The following is a 1,557-nucleotide window of genomic DNA, read 5'->3' as shown; positions in this document are numbered from 1 at the left end:
AGCCTGCGGCGGAGATCGCGCCAGCGTTGTCGATCGACATGGCCGAGGTCGCCGGCGGTGGGCGGGTGCAGTCGCGTTGCCGTGGCCGCGATCACCCGCACCTCGCCGCGCAGCACGAGGGCTGGCGAGGCCGCTTTCCGTCCTGTGGCGCGGCGCTCGTGGTAGCGCTGCGAGCCGAACAGTTGCTCCAGGCCGTTGTCGGTGCGCGGCAGGTCGGGAAGGGCATAACAGTGGAACAGCCCCGGTCGGTAGCTGCGGGTGACCTTGCCGAAGTGCTCGATCGCCCCGGCCAGGCTGCCGGCCTTGGCGCGATGCCGGGTGATCGCGGCGACCAGGCCGTCGAAGCGGCGCTGGACCTTGGTGGCGTCCTCGCCAGCCTCATTGCTCAGGATATGAGCGGCCCGATGCACCCAGTCATAGGCACGCTCGATGTCCGGCCAGAGCTCGGCCGTGCGCTCCAGGCCGCGGCCGATCAGCTGGCGCAGACGCGTGAGCGGCGGCGAGGTCCCCCCTTTTCCGCCACCCGGTCCAGGCTCTCCGCCACTGCCTCCAGCCGCGCCTTGAGCTGCAGCCCCGAGGCAGCCAGCGGCGGGCGGCCATCGTCGGTGATGGCACTGCGCACCGCCGCGCAGTAGCCGCGGGCCACCTCGGCCACCGGGTCGTCGCGCCCCTCCAGCGCCCGCTCGATCGGCCGCACTCCGCGCACCTCGGCCTTGAGGCGCACCTTGGCGTGGCGATCGGCCTCGAAGATCGGCAGCGCCGCCTCGCGCAGAAAGTGAAACTGGCAGAGCTGGTGCGGCACCCCCGGCAGGGCCCGCTCGACCGCCCGGCGGATCGAGGTCTGCCCGTCGCTGACCACCCCCAGCACCGGAACCCCCACCGCCGCGACCACCTCGCGCAGCAAGGGGGCGAGATCCTCGGCCGTGCCCGAGAGCAGGCTGCGCGCCAGCAGCACCTCGCCCGAGAGGCAGTCGCGCACCACCCAGAGCACCTCGTGCCCGACATCCGGCTGCAGACCATCGAGGGCCAGGATGACCCCGCGCTGCCCTTGCAGCACCCGCCGCAGCCGGCGCGTGTCGGTCAGGCTGGTGGCGAGCAGCTCGTCGTAGCGGTCGAGCAGGTTGGTGACACTGCGCTGGGCGATCTCCAACCCACGCTCCCGCAGGGCGGCGTGGATCTCCGGCACGCTGCGGTGGTCGCGATGGCGCAGCAGGCCCACCAGCGTGATGACGTCCAGCCCGAACTCCTGCTGCGGCAGCGCCAGCGCACTCTCCGCCTCCGGCCGATACGGAACATGAAAGCGCGAACAGCCCTCCTGCTCACACCAGCGGATCTTCAGCCGCAGCCGTACCGCGCCGGACAGCATCACCAGATGCCGGCGGTTCTCGTAGCGCAGGTGCATCCGCCCGCCGCACCCCGGGCATTCCTGCCGAAGCGGCAGGAGAACCTGCTCCCGCTCCGGCTGCCGCCGTGCCGATACCCTGGCCATCTCGCGCCTCCAGGAGCCACCGATGGTGCCCTCTCAACGCCTCAGACCAGTCAGCTTTGCCAGCCTAG

At 71.8% G+C, this 1,557-nt stretch carries 1 protein-coding gene; it reads right to left on the bottom strand.

Features of this window, described 5'->3' with window-relative positions; all coding sequences use genetic code 11:
* A protein-coding gene (locus tag Q7A36_RS39685; protein WP_305109301.1) for an ISNCY family transposase occupies positions 1 to 1,402 on the bottom strand; the annotation gives its coding sequence in 2 pieces (ribosomal slippage) (positions 1 to 505 and positions 505 to 1,402; 1,403 coding nt annotated over the 2 pieces). This gene is flagged as partial in the annotation.
* Positions 1,403 to 1,557: the final 155 nt, after the last annotated feature.

The sequence above is a fragment of the Paracraurococcus lichenis genome (assembly GCF_030657435.1).
GTDB lineage: Bacteria > Pseudomonadota > Alphaproteobacteria > Acetobacterales > Acetobacteraceae > Paracraurococcus > Paracraurococcus lichenis.
The sequence above is the reverse complement of the archived record's forward strand: the minus strand, read 5'-3'. Positions and strand labels throughout refer to the sequence as shown.